We start from the raw sequence: 22,407 nt of genomic DNA on the forward strand, positions 1-22,407 counted from the left end.
GTCCAAGGCGAACCGTCCGCCCGTCCCCGCCCTCTTCCAGGTCGCGCTCGCCCCCGTGCAGGCGTTCTTCCGCCTGGAGGCCAGCAGCGGCATCCTCCTGGCGCTCTGCGCGGTGGCCGCGCTCGCGTGGGCCAACTCCCCCTGGGGTGACACCTACGCGGCCGTGTTCGACGCGCCCCTGCGCCTGGAAGCCGCGGGCCACGGCGGCGCTTTCACCTTCCGTGAACTCATCAACGACGGGCTGATGACGCTGTTCTTCTTCCTCGTCGGGATGGAGATCAAACGCGAGCTGTCCTCGGGCGAGCTGCGCACCTTCTCCCGAGCGCTCCTGCCCCTCATCGCCGCGCTGGGCGGCATGGTGGTGCCCGCCGCCCTCTATCTGGCCTTCACCCACGGCACCCCCGCGCAGGGCGGCTGGGCCATCCCCATGGCCACCGACATCGCGTTCGCCATCGGGTGTCTTACGCTGGTGAAGGCGCGCGTGGGCCACGGGCTGGTGGTGTTCCTCACCGCGCTCGCCATCTTCGACGACATCGGCGGCATCCTCGTCATCGCGGTGTTCTACGGCACCGGCCTCCATGTGGAGTGGCTCGCGGCCAGCGTGGGCGTGTGCGCGGTGCTGTGGGCGCTCAACCGCTTCTACGTGCGCAACGGCCTGGCCTACGCGCTCGCGGGCCTGGCGCTCTGGTACGCCATGCACCACGGGGGCATCCACGCGACGCTGTCCGGCGTGGTGCTGGGCCTCTTCATCCCCGCGCGGCCCACCCGCCCGGGACGCGAGGTGCTGGAGGAACTGGCGGACTACATCAAGGGGCTCGTGGCGCAGCCGGATGACGAAGGCCAGCGCGGCGCGCAATTGCTGCACATCGAGGAGGCGCTGGAGGACATCGAGCCGCCGCTCAACCGCTTCGTCCACTTGTGGCACGGCTTCGTGGCGTTCGGCATCGTGCCGCTGTTCGCGCTGGCCAACTCCGGCGTGGACGTGTCCGGCATGGGCCTGTCGGATCTGCTCAAGCCCCTGCCCCTGGGCATCATCGCCGGCCTCTTCGTGGGCAAGCAGGTGGGCATCTTCCTCTTCACCTGGGCGGCGGTGAAGGCGGGCGTCTCCCCCCTGCCCGCGGGCGCGAGCCTCGCGCAACTGTACGGCGTGGCGGTGGTGGCCGGCATCGGCTTCACGGTGGCCCTGTTCGTGGGCGGACTGGCATTCAGTGGACAGCCGGCGCTCCTCGCGGAGGCCAAGCTGGGCATCCTCACCGGCTCGCTGCTCTCCGCCGTGGTGGGGTACGTGCTATTGCGCTACGTGGCCCGACCCTCGGTCGCGCCAGACCGCTCGCCATGAACCTCCAGGACCTCAACCGCATCCGGCAGATCACCGTCATCGCCGCCCGCCATGGTTTCGGCGAGGTGGCCGAGCGCGCGGGCGTGTGGCGCATGCTGGGCCGCAAGGAGAAGGTGGAGGTCTCCCCGGAGACCCAGCGCGAATCCACCGCGCGCCGCTTCCGCCTCTTCCTGGCGGAGCTGGGCCCCACGTTCATCAAGCTGGGCCAGGTGATGTCCACCCGCGCGGACCTCCTGCCCGCGGAGTTCGTGGAGGAGCTGGCCACGCTCCAGGACCATGTGGAGGCCATCCCCCTGGAGGCCATCCACGCGCAGATCCGCGACGCGCTGGGCAAGGACGTGCACGAACTGTTCGCGCAGGTGGACCCGGAGCCGCTCGCCGCCGCGTCCATCGCGCAGGTGCACCGCGCGGTGACGTTGGATGGTGAGGAAGTCGTCGTGAAGGTGCAGCGGCCGGACATCGCCGAGCGCATCGACGCGGACCTGGGCGTGCTGCGCTCGCTGGCGCGCCTGCTGGAAGCCGTGGTGGAGGAGACGGGCATCTACACGCCCTCTGGCATCGTGGACGAGTTCGACCGGGCCATCCACGAGGAGCTGGACTTCGTCAACGAGGCCTCCAACATTCGCGCGTTCCTGGAGACCCACCGGGACCGCCCGTACATGAAGATTCCCCGCGTGCACGCGGCGCTCTCCAGCCGCACCGTGCTCACGCTGGAGTTCATCCGGGGGGAGAAGATCAACCCGGCCGTGCTGTCGGAGGCGGAGCGCAAGCAGCTTGCGCAGAACATCCTGGAAGCAAGCTTCCGCCAGCTCTTCGACGACGGCCTCTTCCACGGCGACCCGCACCCCGGAAACCTGCTGCTGATGGAGGGCCACCGGCTGGCGCTGCTGGACTTCGGCGTGGTGGGCCGGCTCACGCGCCCCATGCAGGAGACGCTGGTGATGCTCTGCCTCGCGGTGGCGCTCAAGGACAGCGACTCCGTGGCGCGCATCCTCTACCGGGTGGGCGTGCCCGACGCGCGCGCCAACCTGATGGGCTTTCGCAACGACATCGAGTCCATCCTCGGCCAGCACCTGCCCACCACCCTGGGCCAGGTGGACGCGCGCACGCTGCTCCGGGACCTGTTGGACCTGGCGGTGAAGTACCGCATCCGCATCCCCAAGGAGTACGCGCTCCTGTCGCGCGCCTCCATCTCCACGGAGGGCATGCTGCGAAGCCTCTACCCGGAGATGAACATCCTGGAGGTCGCGCTGCCGTACGCGAAGGAGCTGCTCGCCGGGCGCTATGACCCGAGCCAGCTCCAGGGCGGCCTGATGCGCACGCTGTTGCGCTTCCAGTCCATGGCGCAGGACCTGCCCACGCAACTGTCGCAGATCCTCCTGGACCTGGAGACGGGCAAGTTCAGCGTCACCGTGCGCGCAGAACAGTTCGACAAGCTCAACGAGAACCTGCGCAGCGTGGCGGTCATCGCCTTCCTGGGCCTGTGCGCGTGCGGCTTCATCGTGGGCGCCTTCATCGCCTTCGCGCCCCGGCCGCCCATGTACGGCAACGTGCCGGTGCTGGGCATCGTGGGCATCGCGGTGGCGGCGGCGCTCTTCGGCGCGGTGCTCACCTGGTATCTGTTTGGCGGCCGCTTCGGGAAGGTGAGCCTCTCCCGCTTCCTGAAGAAGCGCCGGTAGCGCCGGGGCCTTCCGGAGTCTGGAGCGCCCTCGCGGTGAGGTGGGTGTGACACCGGCCCACCCGGGTCGGGCAGGCAGGCCGGGGAGCGCGTGTCACGGGAGTGAGATCGGATCCGTTGAGGGGTGCACAGTCACGCTCGGGCCGGTTAGGCTGCGCGGCGTGTTGGCTCCCCCTCTTGCCCACGTGGTCGTCTTGCTCGCGAACCCTACCGCCGCCCGTCGTCCGTACCGCGCCCCGCTGGCTTCGCTGTTCGCGGTCGCGCTCCTCGCCACCTCCGCCGGCTGTGCTGGCGGGCTGGATGATCCTGATCGCTTCACCGGGGGCACAGGCAGTGCCTGCGCGACCAGCACCACCGCCACGGGCATCCTCCAGGCGCAGTGCTTCGCGTGTCACTCCACCTCCAGCAAGGAGATTGGCGCGGGCCTGGACCTGGAGGCCACCGGCCTTCCGGGGCGCCTGTACACGACGACCTCGTCCTCGACGTGCAGTTCCGTGCCGATGGCGAACAGCGCCGATCCCGCCAATTCGCTCTTCCTGAAGAAGCTGACGTCGAACCCCGGCTGCGGGACGCGGATGCCTCAGGGCGCCGCGCTCAGCGATGCGGAGACGGCCTGCCTCAAAGAGTGGCTGGTCAACGGAAAGCCGAGCTCGCCTTGAAGACGCGCAACCGTTTCGGCTCCATCACCGCCCTGCTGGGCGCCGCCCTCCTCCTGGGGCCCGTCGCCCACGCCGCGCCGAAGAAGCCGGCGAAGACGACGCAGTCCGCGAAGAAGAAGCCCGCGAAGCAGGCCGACGTGCGCCGCGTCGCGGTGGTCGCCTCCGGTCCGCACGCGGAAGCCGCGCGCGACGCGCTGGAAGCGGAGCTGGCCCGCCGCCCGGCCCGCTATGAAATCGTGCCCGAGTCCGCCGTGCGCAGCGCCGCTTCGCGCCTGGGGCAGGATCCCACCACGGCCGCTGGCGCCTCCGCCGTGGCCAGCGAGCTGGGCCTGAGCGCCCTCCTGGTCGCGGACACGTCCACCACGGGCAAGAAGCAGCAGGTGCGCCTCTCCGTGCGCAACGGCAAGGATGGCAAGGCCCTGGCCTCGCCCGCCGCGGCCCGCCCGGCGACGGCGAAGCTGGTGCCCGTGTCCGTGAAGCGCCAGTGGACGGCGCTGGAGAAGGGCCTCCAGAAGAGCCGCGCCCCGGAAGCCGTCGTCGCCCCGTCCAAGCCCGTGGAGCCCGAGCCCCCGCTGAAGCCCGCGACGCCCATCACGGACACGACGCCCGTGACGCCGCCCGCGAAGACGCCCGTCACCCCCGAGGACAAGACGCCCCCGCGCAAGCCGGTGGTCGTCGCGCCGAAGCCCGAGGAGAAGAAGCCGGAGGATACGCAGACCTACGCCGGCACCGCGCGCCGTCCGCCCCTCGTGGAGGGCGCGGTGGGCCTGAAGCTCTTCGGCCGTTCGCTTCGCTACAAGGACGACCTGTTCGGCGTGCTGCGGCCCTACACGCTGGGCCTGGACGTGGGCGGCTTCGCGCTGCCGGGTGCGCCGCAGGTGAGCGGCGACCTCACGGTCTACCCGCTCGCGCGCTTCAAGCAGGGCGCCCTGGCGCGGCTGGGCCTCACCGGCTCCATCGACCAGTCGTTCGGCCTGAAGTCCACCGGCAGCACGGGGGCCGTGTCCTATCCCACCGTCGCGCGCGAGTGGCAGGCGGGCCTGCGCTACGTGATGCCCTTCGGCCAGGCGGAGCGCTACGGCTTCGAGGTCACCGGCACCTACGGGATGAACACCTTCCGCATCGATCCGGTGAACGACGAGCGGCCGTTGGACCTGCCCAACGTGGAGTACCAGACCGCGGGCCTGACGCTGGGCCTGCGCGCGGAGCTCACGCAGAAGCTCGATTTCAACTTCCGCCTGGGCTACCTGCACCCGCTGAGCGCGGGCGAGCTGAACTCGGACACGTGGTTCCCCAACGCGTCCATGGGCGCCGTCACCGGCAGCGCCACCGTGGCCTACCGGCTCAACAGCTTCCTGGACGTGCGGCTCAAGGCGGACCTGCGCCGCTACTTCTTCAAGTTCAACCCGGACGTGGGCGACAACTACATCGCCGGTGGGGCCGTGGATCAGTACCCCGGCCTGTCGCTCCAGTTGGGCTTCAAGTACTAGCCAGCGCGTTCCGGAGGACCCGCCGGTCCGTGCCCCGCACGGACCGGCCGTGGAGTCTGGAGCGCTGACTTCGCCGGGTCGGGATGTACCCGATTTCCTACTTGGCCAGGGATGTCAGGGGCGGCCGTTATACCCCTGAGCGATTTTCCCCTGACCCAAGGAGGCGGCGTGAAGGGTTTCAAGTGGTGCCTGGCGACAACGGTGCTGGCGGTGGTGGCTCCCGTCCAGAGAAGCGAAGCCCTCCCCCACCGCATCACCTACGGACTGGTGGGCGAGTGGAAGGCGACGGTCACCTCTGCCTCGCTGCCGGAGGTGGCGCCGGATTCGAGCGGGCTCGCGTATTCCACCAGCCATGACCAGACGGGGACGGTCATCGGAGGGCTGGCCCAGGCGGATGGCTGGACGGGCCTGGGCATGAACCTGGCGGGTGACAAATACATCCAGGTGCCCTACTCGCCCTACCTGAGCTTCGGCACGGGGGACTTCACGCTGACGGCGTGGGTCCGGATGATGGACACCACCCGGACGGTGAAGACGATCATCGACAACCGGGGCTCCGACGGCCGGGGCTACACGTTCTCCGTCGTCAATGGCAACAAACTGGACCTGCTGCTCTCGGACTCGGCGGGCTCCACCCACCACCAGTCCAATCCCAGCCTGGCCCCGCAACTGGTGGCCAATCGCTGGCACCACGTCGCGGTCAGCGTCCGGCGCACCTCGTGGCCGGCGATCGCCACCTTCTTCGTGGATGGGATCCCCGTGGGCACCACGTCGCCGCGCCTGGGCTCCATCGTGAACACCGCCCTGCCCTTCCTCATTGGCGGGAACAACGACGGCGCAAGCTACCGCTTCAGCGACCACATCGACGAGGTGATTGTCTTCAACACCGGCCTGTCGGACGCGGACCTCCCCTACGTCACCAAGCCGGGGAAGCCGGCCTTCGCCCCCTCCTACTGGAACGACCCCAGTCGGCAGTACCTCAACAATTGCTACAACTACGCCACCACCAAGGCCACCAACACCTACGCGCAGCCGGGCAGGCATTCGGGGGCCGTGGCCTCGACCATGGACTGCGCCTCCGTGGTGCAGGCCGCCCTCAACGACGGGCTGGAGCTGCTGCCGGGCTATCCGGATGCCTCGGGATACAAGTCCGCCGTCGCGCTGGTCGTGGCGCCGGGCTACGACTACCACTGGTATCGCCGGGGCACGGACAACCTGTGGACCCACAAGCCCGGAGGGACGGCCGCGACGAACCTCGACAGCCTGGGCCTGACCATCTCCGATCCCGCCACCGCCAACCGAGGCGTCTACACGCAGTTCTGCGGCTACTTCCGCGTCTGGTCGGACAGCATTGATGGCTCCGGTCACGAGAACATCCGCTAGTCCCTGTCCCCCTTCCAGGAGCTGAATCCATGTCTCGTCATTCCTTTCATGCGGTCTTCCTGTGCGGTGCGCTGGGTCTGGGCCTCGCGGGTGTTCCCACGGCCTCCGCTGCCGACGTCCAGTCCGAGCAGTCCCAGCCGGCCCTGCGCGTGACGTACCTGCTGTATTCGGGCCGTCCCAATCCGGTCGTGCTGGTGACGGACCCCGAGCAGATTCGCAGCATCGAGAAGCAACTGAGCCAGGCCCTCGCGAGCGGTGAGCGCGTCACGAAGGCCGAGTCCCATGCCGTCCTGGGCTACACGGGCATCCAGATTGAACGGCTGGGTGCCACGGCCCGGAACAGCGCGCCCCTCGTCCTCCGAGGCGACCTGCTGCGCACCTCGTCCTCCCAGGCCACGGTGTCCCGCGACGTGGCGGGGATCGAGGACATCCTGCTCCAACTGGGGCGGGAGCAGAAGGTGATTGGCGACGTCGAGCTGTCGGTCATCCGCCAGACGCGCTGATCGGGCCGCGGGCCCGGACCTCCGCCCCAGCAGGCGTCCGGGCCCGGATGACCGCCAGCCCGCACTCGGGCCGTTCCTCCGTTCAGTTCTTCCGCTGCCCCCCGGGTTCCACCTTCTCTCGCTTCCGACTTCCCGAGTGGACTCGGTGCAGCGGTCGCCCGTGCACAGCCACCCTGTGGTGAGCACGCGTCCAGAAGACAAACATGATGGGGGGCGAGATGAAAAAGACGAAACGCGCGCTGGGGTTCCTGACACTGCTCGCAAGCGCTGGCTGCGCGGACACCTATTACGATCCGTACTACTACGACACCGCCTACTACGATCCGTACTACGGGGCGTACGACGCGGCGTGGAGCTACGCCTGGGTCGATCCGGTCTACGGCTATTGGTATTACAGCCTCCCGGTGCAGTCTCGAAGCATCGACAGAGGGCAGCTCCAGAACCCTGTCGACGTGAACACGGCGGCCGCCCAGCTCGCGGCGAACGCCTCATCCACCTTCACGCCCACCGGGTGCGCCACCGCCACCTCGTCGGGCGCGACGGTGAACTACGCCCTCAACAACTGCAGGGCCCCCATCGGGCTCGATCAGCTCTCCGGCAACGTCCAGTTGGTGCTGTCGGACAACCAGGGGCAGCTCGCCATCGCGGCCACCTCCACCGACCTCTCCATCAACGGAGCGCCGTACAACCTCTCCATGCAGATCGTCGGCTCCCCTCCCGAAGCGGGTCAGCGCAAGGTGACCATCACCTCCACCAGCTTCTCTCCGGAACGCTTCGACACGCGCTCGTCGGAGAGCACGGTCACGTGGGTGGAGGGCAGCGGGTGCTTCACCTTGAACGGTCAGTCAAGGTCCACGCGGAACAACTTCAGCGCGACCACGACCGTCTCGGGCTATCAGCGCTGCGACAACCAGTGCCCCTCGGCCGGGACGGTGACGGCGGTGACGACCGAAGGGACGTTCTCCACCTCGTTCGACGGCTCCAACACCATCAACGTCTCCACGCCGAGCGATGACACCCGGACGTATACGATTGACTGCTGAGCGCTGAGCGCGACCGGGGCGGGCTGGGGCGTTCGGCTCCAGCCCGCTCCGGCGCAGGCCTGGGCCTTCCTACTTGCTCACCGCGATGGACTTCCGGAAGAGCGCCAGGCTGTAGACGAAGAACCCCACGCCCACCGCGCTCACCATCAGGAACTGGCGCCAGACCGCCTCCAGCCCACCGCCGCGGTAGATGATGACCTGCGAGAAGCTGACGAAGTGCCGGGCAGGCAGCAGGTACGTGACATACTGCAACCACTTCGGCTGGCTTTCGACGGGCGTACTCCCGCCCGAAAGCAGCATCAGCACGAGGACCACGAGGATGATGAGCAGCGCGAACTGCGCCATCGACCGTGAAATCGTCCCCAGGAAGATGCCGAGCGCCGTGGCGAAGAACAGGTAGAGCACGACGCCGACGAACCACAGCACCACCGAGCCGGCGAACGGCACCTTCAACACCATGTGCACGACCAGGAGGAGCGAAGCCCCGGTCGCGACGAGGATCACCAGGCCGTTGGCCCAGACCTTCGCCATCGCGATCTCGAACGAGGTCAGCGGCATCACCAGCAGGTGCTCCAGCGTTCCGTGCTCGCGCTCGCGGATGACCGCGGCGCCCGTCAGCACGACGGTCAGCAGGGTTATCTGGTTGATGATGGCCACCACGCTCTTGAACCAGGACGAGACCCCGTTGGGGTTGAAGAGCTTGCGAACGACCAGGTTGACGGGCTTCGGGCCTGTCTCCTCCGTGCGCCTGAGAAAGGAGGAGACCCGGTCGTTGATGATGTTCTTGATATAGCCAGAGCCGATGCCCGCCTGCTGCATGGCCGTCGCGTCGATGTTCACCTGGATGTCCGGGTTGCGCCCCGCGCGAAGGTCATGCTCGAAGCGGGGCGGAATCACGACGACGAACATGAACCGGCCCCTGTCCATGTTCGCCTGCACCTCGTCGGGGGAGATGAGCTCCGGCAGCTTGAAGCGGGGCGGATAGAAGGCGTTGAGCAACTCCTTGGACAACGCGGACCCGTCCTCGTCGGCGAAGGCAATCGATGCGTTGTTCACCTCGCTCGAAGTCCCCGTGGCCTGGACATAGATGGCCAGGGTGAACGCATAGACGACGAACACGACCAGCACCGCGTCGCTCAGCAGGCTGCGAAGCTCCTTGAGCCCGAGCCACAGAATGTTCAGCAGCGAGTTCACCGCTATTTCTCCTGCTTTCTCAATCCAATGACACTGATGGCCAGGAGGACGGGGACGCACGCGGCCAGGAAGGCGACATCCCGCATGAGGAGGCCCGGCCCCAGTCCCTTGGTGAAGGCGCCCAGGCTGGCGTGCATGTAATAGGAGGCCGGCCAGATGGAACCGACGAGGCCGGCCCCGCCCTGCAGCGTGGAGACGGGCTGCAACAGGCCGGAGAACTGGATGGTCGGCACGATGGTCAGGATGGCCGTGACGAAGACGGCCGCGACCTGGCTGCCCGTGAAGGTCGACGTCACCATCCCGATGCCGGTCGTCGCCGCGACGTAGAACAGCGTGCAGAGCATCAACGTCAGGAAGCTGCCCTTGATGGGAACACCGAAGACGACCAGCGCCAGGGCCGTCAGGATGAAGAAGTTGGCCATGCCGATGACGACGTAGGGCAACTGCTTTCCCAGCAGGTACTCCAGCCTGCCCGTGGGCGTGACATAGAAGTTGATGATCGACCCCAGCTCCTTCTCACGCACGATGCTGACCGTCATGAGAATCGCCGGGATCAGGAGCAGCAGCAGCGCCGGGACGCTCGGCACGATGGAATAGACGCTCTCGAACGTCGGGTTGTACAAGAAGCGCTCTTCGATGTTGGCCGTGTATTTCTGCGCGCCGGCCCACTGGAAGCCGCTCGCGGGATCCCGCAGCATCCGGTTGTGGACCCCCTGGACGTATTGTTGAACGGTGTCGCCACGGAAGGTCATGGCGCCGTCCACCTGCGCCAGCACCTCCGGTCCGGAGCCCCGGCGGAAATCCAGACCGAAACGCGGCGGAATCTCCAGCACCATCGAGACATCGTCCGACTGGAGCCGGCGCAGCGCCTCGTCCGCGGATTGGGCTGGCGGCGTCGGCGCGAAATAGGGTTTCGCCGCGCCGAACTGTTCAATGTACGCGCGACTCTCGGGTGACTGGTCCATGTCCAGCGCGGCATAGCGGATGTTTTCGACGTCGGTCGTGATTCCAAAGCCGAAGACGAGCATCAGCAGCGCCGAGCCGACAAAGGCAAACGCCAGCCGGACCCTGTCGCGGAGGATCTGGATGGTCTCATTGTGGGCGTATGCGAGCATCCGGCCAAGACGCAGCCGGAGGCCGGCCCGGTCCGCTCGTCGCACGGCCGGGGGCCGCGGGGGTGGCGGGGCTTCGGGCGCGCGAGCGGGAGTCGCGTCCCTGGGCGGCGTGTCCTTGCTTTCGGCGCGTGCCTTTTCGGCGATGGCATCTTCCATGTAGCCGATGAAGGCGGTCTCCAGGCTGTCTGCGTTCCGTGCCTCGATGAGCTTCTGGGGGGAGTCCGCCGCCAGCACCCTTCCCGCGTTCATGAGGGAGATGCGGTCGCAGCGCATCCCCTCGTTCATGAAGTGCGTCGTCACGAAGATGGTGACGCCCTGCTTGCGCGACAGATCGATCAGCAGCTCCCAGAAGCTGTCCCGGGCGACCGGATCGACCCCCGACGTGGGCTCGTCCAGGATGAGGATCTGCGGCCCGTGCAGCACGGCGACGGCCAGCGAGAGACGCTGGCGCAGGCCCATGGGCAGGTCCCCGGCCAACGCGTCCAGGTGCGCGCGCAGTCCGAACCGCTCGACCAGCTCCTCGATGCGCGCCTTCGCCTTGTCTGGCGGCAGATGGTAGAGCCGCGCATGCAGGACCAGGTTCTGCCGGACGCTCAGCTCGCCGTAGAGCGAGAACGCCTGCGTCATGTAGCCCAGGTTCTTGCGCACCTCCATGCTCCCGGCATCCACGGAGCTGCCGAAGAGCTTCGCCGTCCCCTCCGTGGGGGGAAGCAGGCCCGTCAGCATCTTCATGGTCGTGGACTTGCCGCAGCCGTTGGAGCCCAGGAAGCCGAAGATCTCACCCCGCTCAATCGACAAGGTGACGTGGTCCACGGCGGTGAAGGTGCCGAAGCGGCACGTCAGCCCGTCGGCCTCGATGGCCAGTTCCGCCTTGCCCGGCGGACGGGGCGGGATGGTGACCTCCTTGTGCCCCCTGCGCTTCTCCTCGGGCAGCAGCGCGATGAAGCAATGCTCCAGGTCCCGGGTCCCCGTGCGCTCCATCAGCTCCGCGGGCGTCCCTGTCGCCAGCACGCGCCCCGCGTCCATGGCGACGATCCAGTCCCACTGCTGCGCTTCGTCCATGTAGGCCGTGGAGATGATGACGCTCATGCCGGGGCGCCCGGTGCGAATCTCGTCGATGAGGCTCCAGAACTGCCGCCGGGAGAGCGGGTCCACGCCGGTGGTGGGCTCGTCGAGGATGAGCAGGTCCGGGTCGTGCACCAGCGCGCCGCACAGCCCCACCTTCTGCTTCATTCCGCCGGAGAGCTTGCCGGCGGGGCGCTCCGCGAACTTCCCCAGTCCCGTGGCTTCGAGCAGCTCCGGGACGCGCACCTTGCGCTCCTCGGGCGACAGCCCGAAGAGCCGGGCCATGAAGTCGACGTTGTCGTAGACGCTGAGCTCCAGATAGAGGTTCTTGCCCAGCCCCTGAGGCATGTACGCGATCCGCGGCCCCACCGCGCGCCGGTGCCGGGCATCGGCGATGTCCCCGTCCAGGACCGTCACCCTCCCCTGCTGCATCTTCTTGGAGCCGGCGACCAGGGCCATCAGCGTCGACTTGCCAACGCCGTCCGGCCCCACGATGCCCACCATGATGCCGGTGGGAACGTCGAGCGAGATGCCGTCGAGCGCGACCACCTTGCCGTAGCGGTGGGTCACGTCCTGGATGGAGACCACGAGCCTGGAGGAGCCGCCCGGCGATTCTGGAGACGCGGATGAGACCATGGCTGAGCCCTCCCGGGTCACCGGGCTAATGGGATTCGGATTCAGCCGTGATGACGTTCTGCAATTTGGTAGGCCAGGTGGCGGAAGGGTCCACCTTCACGTAGCCGACGCCGCGAATGCCTGTCTTGATGCGCTCGACGTAGCGGCTGGCCAGCTCCCGTGGGACCTGGAGCTTCAGTCGGAACACCAGCTTCTCCCGCTCGCTCTTGGTCTCCACCTGCTTGGGCGTGAACTGCGCTTCCGGGGACACGAAGGAGACATACCCGGGGATGGAACGGTCGGGCTCGAAGTCGGCCGTGAGGCGCGCTTCGGAGCCAAGCTTCACGCGGGCGGCCTCGCTCGCCGGGAGGAAGATCTCCATGTAGACGTCTTCCAGGTTCACCAGCGTCAGCGCCGGTCCGCCGGGCGCGAGCACCTCGCCCGGCTCGGCGAGGCGATAGAGGACGCGTCCCGTCACGGGCGACTTGAGCGTCGCGTCGGCGATGCGCGTCTGGACCGTCGCCGCATTGGCTCGCGCGACCTCGATCTCCTCCCTGGAGGTCTTCAGCGTGGCTTCCGCTTCCGCCAGGGCGGCCCGGGTGGTCTCCACCTGGCTTGTTCGAACGTCCAGATCCCGCTGCGAACCGGCCCCCTGCGCCACCAGCCTTCGGGCGCGCTCGGCTTCGATGGTGGCAAGCTGTATCTCACTCTTCTGCTTGACGATCCCCGCCTGGGCCACCGCCAGCTTCTCCTCCGTGGCCGCGAGGTTCGCGTTGGCTTCCGCCAGGCTGGACTCCAGCGTGGTGGTGTCCAACCGCACCAGCACCTGACCCGGCCTGACGAGGTCGCCCTCGTTGACAAGGATTTGCTTCACCCGCAGGGGCTCCTTGGCGGCGACATCGGCCAGCTTGGCCTCGATGCGGCCATTGCCTGAGACGATTCCCTCCGGCAGCGCGGATTTCTTTCCCTTCCAATACTTGAAGCCAATGAACACGGCGATCGCGATGGCGATCAGTCCAATGGCCCACTTGATCTTCCCCTTCGGGTACTTGGGCATGGCGGACTCTCTATTGCTTTTCCGGCTGCGAGCTGTGCTTGACTTCCTGCGTCCGCGGCTTCGACAACATGTCGCCCCAGTCGGTCCGCTTCTCCATCTCGCTTTGCATGGGTTCAGGCACGACGGGTTGATCCCGGCGGACCTCCCAGCCCCCGCCCAGCGCCTTGTAGAGGGCGACCAGGTTCGTGGCGATGGAGGAGTTCGTCTGGACCAGGTTGTTCTGCTGCTGCAAGAGCGAGCGTTGCGCGTCCAGCACGCGCTGGTAGTCCACGGCGCCTTCCCGGTACTGCACCACGGCGAGCTCCACCGACCGCTGCGCGGCTTTCACAGCGGCTTGCTGGAACGCCATGGCCTTCTGGGCATTGACGTAGCCCGTCAGGGCATCCGCCACCTCCTGGGCCGCCTTGAGCACCGTGTTGCGGTAGTTGACGAGCAATTGCTGGAAGCGCGCGTCTTCGATCCGCACGCCATTCTTCAGGCGGCCGTAGTTCAGGAAGGGAAAGACAATCCTGGGGCCAATGGAATACACCAGGCTGCCAAGGGAGAAGAGATTGCCGGAGGACGTGCCGCTGGTGCTCGCCTCCAGCCCTATCGTCCCGAAGAGGGAGAAGCTTGGATAGAGGTCCGCCTCGGCGATGCCGATCCGGGCACACTGCGCGGCGGCGAACAGCTCGGCGCTGCGGACATCCGGCCGCCGCCGCAGGATCTCCGCCGGCATGCCGACGGCCACCGTCGCGGGCGCCAGCGGAATCTGCTTGGGGCCCGCCAGCAGGGCCTCCACGGCGCCCGTGGGCTGGCCCAGGAGCGTGCTCAGGGCGTTTCGGGCCTGCTCCAGCCCGCCCTCCAGTTGGGGGATGGTGGCCCGGGTGCTCTCCAGCAGGGTCGCGGCCTGCGCCACATCGAGCTCCGAGGTGGCACCGTTGGTGAAGCGCGAGTCCGCGATCCGGAAGCCCTCCTCCTGAATCCTGACGTTCTCCCGGGCCTGCTCGATGAGCACCTCGTACGTCCGGACCAGGACGTAGGTTCGCGCCACCTCCGCGTTGAGCGCGACGAGCGAGGATTGGTAGTCCGCCACCGACGCGAGCAGGGCGGCGGCCCCCGACTCCACGCCCCGCCGGTACTTGCCCCAGAAATCCACCTCCCACAGCGCGTCGAAGCCCAACTGGTATTCCAGGTAGTGGCGGTCGAGGGAGCCGAGATTGGTCAGATCCACCAGGTTGGCCGCAGCTGAGTTCTCACTGCGTCCCACCGCTGCGGCGCTGCCGGTGGCCACCTGGATCTGCGGAAACTGCTGGCCAGTGAGGACGCCCAACTGCGCGCGCGCCTCCACGATCCTCAGACCCGCGACCTGCAGCGGCAGGTTCTGCCGGTAGGCGACCTCGACGAGGCGGTCGAGCGCTGGATCGCCAAACGACTTCCACCATTGGGTGTCGACCGCTGCCTGCGTCGAAAGTCGTGGGTCGCCCTGGGTGCGCCACTCCTTGACCACCTCGACCTCGGGCTTCGTGAAGTTGGGACCTACCGTGCATCCGGAGAGCGCCGTCAGGACGCCGAGCAGCGGCCACGCGCCGACGAAGGGTGCACGCCCCGGGTTCATCCCCTGCCTGGTGCTGTCCATCCCCAGCATTCAAGACACCTCGATTGATGGGGAGGATCCGCACTTCGCGCAGCGCACGGAAGTACGAGCGGTCCGAATACCCCTCGGGGCTGACTGCGATGTCCGCTCCCCCAGCCCTGACACCGACCCGAGGGCGAGGCGGATGTCGCCCGCCGCACAGGGTTGGCGCTTCGAATGTCTGACGCGCCCTCAAAGGCACGCATCGCACGCGTCGTAGGGCCGCACGCCCGTCAATGCAGGGTGCCGTCCTGCTCGAGGAGATCGGCGGGATCCGTCACCACGAGGTCCGCGCCATGGCGGCGCAGCTCGGCGGGCCGACCCAGCCGGTCGACGCCGATGACATAGGCGAAGTGGGCCGCACGTGCGGCCGCGACGCCGGCAGGCGTGTCCTCGAAGACGACCGCTTCCTCGGACCCGACACCGAGGGCACGGGCGGCCGCGAGATAGACTTCGGGGGGCTGCGTGGCGCCGAGCCGCGCGTCGAAGAGGTCCAGGATGCCAGCGGACTGGAGCAGTTCGGCGCAGTGCCTGCTCGCGGAGACGACCGCGGTCCGAAGTCCCGCGGCGCGCACCGCCTGGACGTAGCCGACCGTTCCCTCATACGTCTCCACCTGCTCCTGCCGGAGCAGTTCGACCAGGAACTCCGCCTTGCGGTCGTTCAGCGCGTGAACCGTGCTCTCCGGCAGCGCGATGCCGCGGGCATCTAGAAACGCATGGAGTCCTTCCAGGGGTGGCTTGCCGTCGAAGTAGTGGCAGGTGTCGCGCACCAGATCGAAGGGGATGAAGGGCTGCCCCGAGGCTCGCGCGCGCCGCCGCAGATAGTAGTCGCACACCTGCTTCCAGGCCCGGGCGTGGAGGCTGGAGGTCTGGGCGAGGACGCCATCGAGACCGAAGAGGCAGGCGCGTGTGCGGGGCGGAAGGCCCAGCTTCGTCCGGGCGAAGGGCGGCTGGCCCAGGATGAAGGCGTCGACCGCGTAGGCGAACCCGTCCTCATCGTTGGTGCGCGTGACGTGGCGTGCGAAGCGTTGGACCTCCGCGCTGGCGTTGCCCATGGCGAGGCCAAGGCCGGCGGTGGTCAGCATGGGCAGATCGTTGGCCATGTCCCCGATGGCCGCGATCTGCTCGATGGGAATCGCAAGGAGGCGCGCGGCCTCACGCACGACCATTCCCTTGTTCGCTTCAGGATGCGTGACGTCGACATAGTAGGGCGTCGAACGTGCCGCCGACGCCTCGGTGCCCAGTCGCAGGGAGAGCTCGGCCTCGCAGCGCGCGACCCGCTCGGTGTCCTCGCTCACCCCGACGAGCTTGATGGGGGCGTTGAGCACGCCGTGCAGGTCCGCGATGACGACCGGGTCGAACCCGACGTTGCTCCTCTCTCTGGCCACGCGGAAGGCCTCGGGGTCGCGGAGGAACCAATCCGCCCCCTGGTATACCCAGACATCCAGGCCCGCCTGGAGCATGAAATCGACGGCCTGCCTGGCGATGGCGGGAGGAATGGTCCGCTGCTCCAGCACCGTCGTGAGATCGGATTTGACATACACGCCGCCGTTGAAGGCAGCCACGGGGTCGGTGAGATCCAGCGCGGCCACCAGCCCTGCCATCCCGCGCGGCGGTCGCCCGCTCGTGACGGTGAACTGGATGCCGCTGGCGCGCAGCCGGGCGACGGCTTCGCGGGTTCGCGCGGTGACGGCCTTGTCCCGCGTCACCAGCGTCCCGTCGATGTCCGCGATGAGCAACTTGATGGTCATGGCTGCCTCCAGCACCCGCCCGCTTGCTGCGGCAGCCGCACGCCGGGCGTTGTCGGTGACGGCTGGGTCCAGGGTTCAAGATGGCATCGCAACAGGGCGGCACCATCCTGCCCGGCGCTTCAAGGCAATCCCATGGCCGAGCGCCGCCCCGCCAGTTGTCGGCGCAACGGGGCGCCCTCAGGTTCTTGCGATGGATGGGAGGAACACATGCCGACGATGCCAGGGCTCGACCAGACCGCGCGAGCCATCGTTGCTGATGGAAAGGGCATCCTGGCGGCGGACGAGACAGTCTCCACGATCACGAAGCGCCTGACCGCGCGCGCGATCGAGTCGACCTCGGACAGCCGCCGCGCCTACCGCGAGATGCTCTTCAGTGCGCCCGACATCGCCGCGTTCATCGGCGGTGTCATCCTGCAGGACGAGACGATCCGGCAGGACAGCTCGACAGGCATCCCGCTGCTGGAGTTGCTGGTGGGTCGCGGCATCATCCCCGGCATCAAGGTCGACACCGGCGTCCACCCCCTGGCCGGCGCGCCGGGAGAGTTCGTCGCCGAAGGGCTCGACGGGCTCCGCGCGCGGCTCGAGGAGTACCACGAGCTGGGTGCGCGCTTCGCCAAGTGGCGCGCGGTCTTCATCATCCGCGACGGGCTGCCGACCGCGAAGTGCATCCACGCGAATGCGCACGCGCTCGCGCGCTACGCCGCCCTCTGCCAGGAGCAGGGCCTGGTGCCCATCGTGGAGCCTGAGGTCCTGATGGAGGGAGCGCACGCGCTCGAGCAGTGTGAGGACGTGACGGGGCGCGTGCTGCAAGCGGTCTTCAACGAACTCTTCGACGCGCGGGTGTCCCTGGAAGGGATGTTGCTCAAGCCGAACATGGTCACCGCGGGCCTCCGTTGTGCGAGGCAGGCGTCGGTGGACGAGGTGGCGGAGGCGACGTTGCGCGCCCTGACGCGCCATGTGCCGCCCGCGGTCCCCGGGGTCGTCTTCCTTTCCGGTGGACAAGACGCTGTCCTGGCCACCGAGCACCTCAACGCCATCAATGCGCTGGGCGGCCCGAAGCCCTGGAAGCTGAGCTTCTCCTACGGACGCGCGCTGCAGGACGAGGCGATGGAGGTCTGGCAGGGCCGGCGTGAGCACGTGCCCGCCGCCCAGCGGATGTTCCACCACCGCGCCGGGTGCGACAGCGCGGCGGCCCTGGGCAGCTACAGCGGCGACATGGAGGGCGAAGCGGGCTTCGCCGGGGCGACGGAGCCTCCCTCCATCCACGACGAACCCGACTCAACACTCCACACCCAACACTGATGGGAGACATGTCATGGCACATCCGACAGGGACCGGATCATCCGAGGAGTCTGGGTCGTCATGGTCCGCCAGGGAGCAAGGCGAGGGGCCCTCCACGCCGGCCAGGGAGCGGACCCAGGGAGGTGGACCGCTCACCACCAGGGAAGTGGAGTTGATGAACGCGTACTGGCGCGCGTGCAACTACCTCGCGGTGGGGATGATCTACCTCCAGGACAACCCGCTGCTGCACAGGCCCCTGGTGCCCACGGACGTGAAGCATCGGCTGCTCGGCCACTGGGGCGCGAGCCCGGCGCTCTCGTTCGTCTGGGTCCATCTGAACCGCCTCATCGTCGAACAGGGGCTCGACGTCGTCTTCGTGGCCGGGCCGGGCCACGGCGCCCCGGGCGTGCTCGGACCGGCGTATCTCGAGGGCACCTATTCAGAGGTCTATCCGGACAAGAGCCCGGATGAGGAGGGGATGCGGAAGTTCTTCAAGCAGTTCTCCTTCCCCGGTCACATCGGCAGCCACGTCACCCCGGAGACGCCGGGCTCCATCCATGAAGGCGGCGAGCTTGGCTACAGCCTCTCCCACGCGTACGGCATGGCCTTCGACAATCCCGACCTCATCGTCGCCTGCGTCGTGGGTGACGGCGAAGCCGAGACCGGGCCGCTCGCGACGGCCTGGCATTCGAACAAGTTCCTCAACCCCGCGCGGGACGGCGCCGTGCTGCCCATCCTGAACCTCAACGGGTACAAGATCGCCAACCCGACCATCCTCGCCCGCATCAGCCCGGAGGAGCTCGAGTCCCTGTTCGTCGGCTACGGCTACAAGCCCTACTTCGTCGAGGGCAGCGACCCGGCCCAGATGCACCAGAAGATGGCGGAGACCCTGGAGCGCGCCGTCGAGGAGATCCGCGCCCTGCAGAAGACGGCACGGCAGACGGACACCCCGACGCGTCCGCGCTGGCCCATGATCGTCCTGCGCTCACCCAAGGGCTGGACCGGTCCGAAGGAGCTGGATGGGCACAAGCTGGAGGGCTCCTGGCGCTCACACCAGGTCCCCTTCGCCAACGTGCGGGAGAACCCGTCGCACCTGAAGGCGCTCGAGGACTGGATGCGCAGCTACCGGCCCGAGGAGCTGTTCGACGCGCAGGGCAGACTGAATCCGGAGGTCAGGTCGCTTGCACCCAAGGGGTCGCGGCGGATGAGCGCGAACCCACACGCCAACGGCGGCCTGCTTCGCAAGACGCTCAGGCTGCCCGACTTCCGCGACTATGCGGTCAAGGTCGGCACGCGCGGCACCACGCTGCATGAGAACACGAAGCCCCTGGGCGAGTTCCTGCGCGACATCATGCGCGACAACCCGACGAACTTCCGCGTCTTCGGCCCGGACGAGACCGCCTCGAACCGGCTCCAGGCCATCTACCAGGTGAGCAAGAAGGCCTGGATGGCGAACCTGTTGCCAGAGGACCTCGACGGGGGCGAGCTCGCGCGGGACGGCCGCGTCATGGAGATGCTGTCGGAGCACACGCTGCTCGGCTGGCTCGAAGGGTATCTGCTCACCGGGCGCCACGGCCTCTTCCACACGTATGAGGCGTTCGCCCACGTCATCGACTCCATGTTCAACCAGCACGCCAAGTGGTTGGACATCAGCAAGAACCACGTGAGCTGGCGGGCGCCCGTCGCCTCGGAGAACATCCTGCTCTCCTCGACGGTGTGGCGTCAGGACCACAACGGGTTCTCACATCAGGACCCGGGGTTCATCGACCTGGTGACCAACAAGTCCGGCTCGGTCACGCGCATCTACCTGCCTCCGGACGCCAACACGCTGCTGGTGGTGGCGGACCAGTGCCTGCGCAGTACCGACTGCGTCAACGTCATCGTCGCGGACAAGCAGAAGCACCTGCAGTTCACCAGCATCGACGAGGCCGTCTCCCACTGCGCCAAGGGGTTCGGCATCTGGAAGCGGGCCAGCACGGACCAGGACGCGGAGCCGGATGTCATCATGGCCAGTTGCGGCGACGTCGCGACGCAGGAGGCCCTGGCCGCCGCCTCCATCCTGCGCGCGCGCGCGCCGAACCTGAAGCTGCGCTTCGTCAACATCGTCGACCTGTTCAAGCTCCAGTCGTCGGCGGACCATCCGCACGGGTCCACCCAACGGGAGATCCAAAGCCTGTTCCCGCCGGGCAAGCCGATCATCTTCAGCTTCCACGGCTACGCCTCGCTCATCCACAAGCTCGCCTATCGCTTCATCAACCACGAAGACCTGCACGTGCATGGCTACCGGGAGAAGGGCAACATCAACACGCCCTTCGAGCTGGCGATCCTGAACGAGACGTCCCGCTTCCACCTGGTCATCGACGTCATCGATCGCGTGACGGGGATGCAAGCAAAGGCAGGACACCTGAAGGAGGAGATGCGCAACGCCATCCTCGACAACCTGGCCTACGCGCACGAGCACGGCAAGGATCGTCCTGAAATCGCCGACTGGACCTGGCCGGACTGAGAGGGGTTCACGCATGGCGCGGCGGACGTTCAAGACGGGTGGCGTGCCGGACGCGCTGCTCGTGCTCAACGCCGGCTCTTCGAGCCTGAAGTTCTCCGTCTTCCTCGATGAGGAGCCCCTCCGCCTCCTCCTGCGGGGGGAGTTCGAGGAGCTGTCGACCCGTCCGCGGTTCGTCGCGCACGCGGACGGTGCCGTCATCAGCCAGAAGGATTGGGCCCCCGGAACGCAGCTCGGGTACACGGGCGCCACCGACTTCCTGTTCGCCTGGGGTCGGGAGGGCGTCCTCGGCGGGCACCGGATCGCGGCCACCGGCCACCGGGTGGTCCATGGCGGCATGCGCTTCTCCGGGCCCGCCCTCGTCGACGCGGCGACCCTGGCGGAGCTGGAAGCGCTCATTCCGCTGGCGCCGTTGCACCAGCCCCACTGCGTGGAGGCGATTCGCGCCGTCACACGGACGGCGCCAGCGGTGCCGCAGGTCGCATGCTTCGACACCGCGTTCCACCGCACCCAGCCCCCCGTGGCCCAGGCCTTCGCCCTGCCCCGCCGCTATGCCGACGAGGGCGTCCGCCGCTACGGCTTCCATGGCCTCTCCTACGAATACATCGCCTCCACGCTGCCGCGCACGGCGCCCGGGGCCGCCGAAGGACGCACGGTGGTGGCGCACCTGGGGAACGGCGCGAGCATGTGCGCCCTGCTCCGGGGACGAAGTGTGGCGACGACCATGGGCCTCACCGCCCTGGATGGGCTCATGATGGGCACCCGCTGCGGCGCCCTGGATCCCGGAGTCCTGCTCTACCTGATGGACCGGTACGGCATGGACGCGCGCGCGCTGGAGCGGCTCCTCTACCAGCAATCCGGTCTGCTGGGCGTCTCCGGCGAATCCAGCGACATGCGCGAGCTGCTCAGCGCCTCCAGCGCCGCCGCCGCTGAAGCGCTGGAGTTGTTCGTCTATCGCATCCATCGTGAGCTGGGCTCGCTCGCGGCGGCGCTGCACGGCCTGGACGCCGTGGTGTTCACGGGCGGCATTGGCGAGCACTCCGCGCCCATTCGCGAGCGGGTCTGTCGCGACGCGAGCTGGCTCGGGTTGGAGCTTGATGAGGAGGCCAACGCTCGCGGAGGCCCCTGCATCACCCGGTCCGGCAGCCGCGTCTCCGCCTGGGTGATTCCCACGGATGAAGAGGCGATGATCGCCCTGCACACCCGGCGCGTGCTGAGCACGACTGGTCTCGCACCCGGGCCGCAGTGAGAGCGTGTGCCCCCCTGCCCGGCCCCCCCTGAAGGAGCGGTGTGCGGACAGGCGGCCCATCCCCACGCTCCCCGCACCACGCGGTCTGGTGCCCAAAGGCGGTCGTCATGCGATGGAACACTTTGCTTCCCCTTGCCCTGCTGGCGTTCAACGTCCCCGGGAGCGCGCGTGCCCAGACGGTGTCTGGCACGGACGCGGACACGACAGGCTTCACGACACAGGGGATCGAGGTCCCCGAGCGGCACTTCATGTTCAACGTGGGCGGTGGCCTCTCCTTCCCCATCTCCGACGCGGGGGACCGCTTCGAGACGGGCGGCGGCTTCCAATTGGGCGCCGGCTACCAGTTCCATCGGAGCTTCGGCGTCATGGCGGAGTACTTCTACAGCGGCTATGACATCCGGTCCGACGTGCTCACCGGGACTGGCGTCGACGGCAACCACTACATGCAGTACGGCAGCCTCAACGCCGTCTGGAATGTGATTCCCCGCAGCACTTTCGGCTTCTACTTCATCGCCGGGCCGGGCCTGTACTACCGCCAGGTGGAGCTGCTCCAGTTGTCGGGCGTCGCGGCCGTCCCGTACTGCGACCCGTGGCTGTACTACTGCGCCACGGACGTGGTGGCGGTCTCGGAGATCATCGGCTCGCGCAGCAGCACGGACTTCGGACTCGGCGGCGGCGTCGGCCTCACCCTGAAGATCAACGGGGAGCTCCGCTTCTACGTGGAGGGGCGCTACCACTACATCTTCGGCCAGAGCTTCGACGTGCCGGGCGGCGACTCGCGCAAGGCCGACGGCCAGTACATCCCGGTCAACTTCGGCATCCGCTATTGAGCCTGGGCTTTCGCGTCGGGGCGTGACGCAAAGGACG

16 protein-coding genes are annotated in these 22,407 nt (G+C 67.9%); 11 read left to right on the forward strand and 5 right to left on the reverse strand.

Features of this window, described 5'->3' with window-relative positions:
* The 7 genes from nhaA to D7V88_RS03560 form a co-directional block, all read left to right on the forward strand.
* Positions 1 to 1,339: Na+/H+ antiporter NhaA (gene nhaA, locus D7V88_RS03530; protein WP_244237955.1), on the forward strand; the 1,339-nt coding region annotated here is incomplete at its 5' end.
* Positions 1,336 to 3,018, forward strand: coding sequence for an ABC1 kinase family protein (locus D7V88_RS03535; protein WP_120539167.1), 1,683 nt, complete (start codon positions 1,336 to 1,338; stop codon positions 3,016 to 3,018). The genes nhaA and D7V88_RS03535, both read left to right, overlap by 4 nt.
* A 160-nt stretch (positions 3,019 to 3,178) precedes the next feature.
* The gene (locus tag D7V88_RS03540; protein ID WP_158624984.1) at positions 3,179 to 3,676 is read left to right on the forward strand and encodes a hypothetical protein; all 498 of its coding nucleotides are present in this window, start codon (positions 3,179 to 3,181) and stop codon (positions 3,674 to 3,676) included.
* Complete coding sequence (locus D7V88_RS03545) at positions 3,673 to 5,166, forward strand: hypothetical protein (protein ID WP_120539169.1); 1,494 nt, start codon at positions 3,673 to 3,675, stop codon at positions 5,164 to 5,166. The genes D7V88_RS03540 and D7V88_RS03545 overlap by 4 nt, the downstream gene beginning before the upstream one ends.
* Before the next feature lie 168 nt (positions 5,167 to 5,334).
* On the forward strand, positions 5,335 to 6,549 hold the full coding sequence (locus tag D7V88_RS03550; RefSeq protein WP_158624985.1) for a LamG domain-containing protein: 1,215 nt from the start codon (positions 5,335 to 5,337) through the stop codon (positions 6,547 to 6,549).
* A 29-nt stretch (positions 6,550 to 6,578) separates the two neighbouring features.
* Entirely contained in the window at positions 6,579 to 7,052 is a 474-nt protein-coding gene (locus tag D7V88_RS03555) for a hypothetical protein (protein ID WP_120539171.1), read from the forward strand.
* A 218-nt stretch (positions 7,053 to 7,270) separates the two neighbouring features.
* Positions 7,271 to 8,095 carry a hypothetical protein gene (locus tag D7V88_RS03560; protein WP_147448591.1) on the forward strand — a complete coding sequence of 275 codons (825 nt, stop codon included), beginning with the start codon at positions 7,271 to 7,273 and terminating at the stop codon, positions 8,093 to 8,095.
* 69 nt (positions 8,096 to 8,164) lie between these two features.
* Here D7V88_RS03560 and D7V88_RS03565 read toward each other — a convergent pair whose 3' ends face one another.
* The 5 genes from D7V88_RS03565 to D7V88_RS43785 form a co-directional block, all read right to left on the reverse strand.
* Positions 8,165 to 9,289, reverse strand: a complete 1,125-nt coding sequence (locus D7V88_RS03565) for an ABC transporter permease (RefSeq protein ID WP_120539173.1) — start codon at positions 9,287 to 9,289, stop codon at positions 8,165 to 8,167.
* 2 nt (positions 9,290 to 9,291) lie between these two features.
* On the reverse strand, positions 9,292 to 12,105 hold the full coding sequence (gene rbbA, locus D7V88_RS03570; RefSeq protein WP_120539174.1) for a ribosome-associated ATPase/putative transporter RbbA: 2,814 nt from the start codon (positions 12,103 to 12,105) through the stop codon (positions 9,292 to 9,294).
* 25 nt (positions 12,106 to 12,130) lie between these two features.
* Positions 12,131 to 13,141, reverse strand: a complete 1,011-nt coding sequence (locus tag D7V88_RS03575) for an HlyD family secretion protein (RefSeq protein WP_120539175.1) — start codon at positions 13,139 to 13,141, stop codon at positions 12,131 to 12,133.
* Positions 13,142 to 13,151: 10 nt separating this feature from the next.
* The gene (locus D7V88_RS03580) at positions 13,152 to 14,759 is read right to left on the reverse strand and encodes an efflux transporter outer membrane subunit (RefSeq protein WP_244237956.1); all 1,608 of its coding nucleotides are present in this window, start codon (positions 14,757 to 14,759) and stop codon (positions 13,152 to 13,154) included.
* A 230-nt stretch (positions 14,760 to 14,989) separates the two neighbouring features.
* A complete protein-coding gene (locus tag D7V88_RS43785; RefSeq protein ID WP_244237957.1) occupies positions 14,990 to 16,507 on the reverse strand; it encodes a Cof-type HAD-IIB family hydrolase in 1,518 nt (505 codons plus the stop codon).
* 207 nt (positions 16,508 to 16,714) lie between these two features.
* Between D7V88_RS43785 and D7V88_RS03590 the strand changes: the two genes are divergently transcribed.
* From D7V88_RS03590 to D7V88_RS03605, 4 genes are all read left to right on the forward strand, one after another.
* Entirely contained in the window at positions 16,715 to 17,809 is a 1,095-nt protein-coding gene (locus D7V88_RS03590) for a class I fructose-bisphosphate aldolase (RefSeq protein ID WP_120539177.1), read from the forward strand.
* A gap of 13 nt (positions 17,810 to 17,822) precedes the next feature.
* Positions 17,823 to 20,294, forward strand: coding sequence for a phosphoketolase family protein (locus D7V88_RS03595; protein WP_120539178.1), 2,472 nt, complete (start codon positions 17,823 to 17,825; stop codon positions 20,292 to 20,294).
* Positions 20,295 to 20,307: 13 nt separating this feature from the next.
* On the forward strand, positions 20,308 to 21,540 hold the full coding sequence (locus tag D7V88_RS03600) for an acetate/propionate family kinase (RefSeq protein WP_208726090.1): 1,233 nt from the start codon (positions 20,308 to 20,310) through the stop codon (positions 21,538 to 21,540).
* A 107-nt stretch (positions 21,541 to 21,647) separates the two neighbouring features.
* Positions 21,648 to 22,370 (forward strand): outer membrane beta-barrel protein, encoded by a 723-nt coding sequence (locus D7V88_RS03605; protein WP_120539179.1) that lies wholly within the window; start codon positions 21,648 to 21,650, stop codon positions 22,368 to 22,370.
* Positions 22,371 to 22,407 lie beyond the last annotated feature (37 nt).

Source organism: Corallococcus terminator (assembly GCF_003611635.1).
Lineage (GTDB): Bacteria > Myxococcota > Myxococcia > Myxococcales > Myxococcaceae > Corallococcus > Corallococcus terminator.